Genomic DNA, 763 nt, shown 5'->3' with positions numbered 1-763 from the left:
ATCATATTAAAACGGTTGGTTTTAATGGGTCGAAATTTTAAATAAATGGTTAATTTTAGGTGTCTTCTTTTTTGATCTATATCATTATTTTAATAGCGTTTTTTTTGCATTGTTTTTGATGCTAAAAAAGCGATCGCAAAATGATAAGAAAATAAATAGGACGATTTGTATATTTTAAAGTATGAAAGTCTAGTTTTATTTTATTGGTCAATCAATTGAATTGCATTCGTATTTAATCTGAAGATTTAACTATTTTAGATTCTATAAATATGAATGCGTTTATTTGAATTGAGCCAACTCTTGCGAGATACCTTAAATGGCTAATGTAAAGATTGTATCAAAAAAAACTCATGAGATTCTTTTGGAGGGTCAAAAAGATAATTTGACACTTTCAGAGCCATCTGTGGTTCTATTGCAGGTTGATATTAAAGATGTAAGTCGAATTGAAAAAGATGGTCGGAATGTTAAAGTCACATTAAAAACAGGTGAAGTCATTCTTATCTCGGACTTCTTTGACTCAACTGGTTCAGGTGATTCAAGTAAAAATACATTAGTATTTGAAAATAAAGACCATACCCTATCTTGGATTAATTATATTGATAATCATGGTGCTGTAGTTGAGGGTGTAAATTATAGCTATGTAGATGATATTGAAATCTTTTTATATCATGACAACTCTGCATCACCATGGTTATGGGCAGCCCTTCCTGCTGCTGGAGCTACAGTAGCAATTGCATCAAATAGTGATAGTAAACATCATTCC

General features: G+C 30.7%; 1 protein-coding gene. It reads left to right on the top strand.

What is annotated here, in order from left to right:
- Positions 1 to 316 precede the first annotated feature (316 nt).
- A partial coding sequence (locus tag JR005_RS04170) for a BapA/Bap/LapF family prefix-like domain-containing protein (RefSeq protein ID WP_218665611.1) occupies positions 317 to 763 on the top strand: 447 nt, incomplete at its 3' end.

The sequence above is a fragment of the Acinetobacter sp. Colony158 genome, from assembly GCF_019264745.1.
Lineage (GTDB): Bacteria > Pseudomonadota > Gammaproteobacteria > Pseudomonadales > Moraxellaceae > Acinetobacter > Acinetobacter ursingii.
Note: the sequence above shows the minus strand (reverse complement) of the source record. Positions and strands in the feature narration are given on the sequence as shown.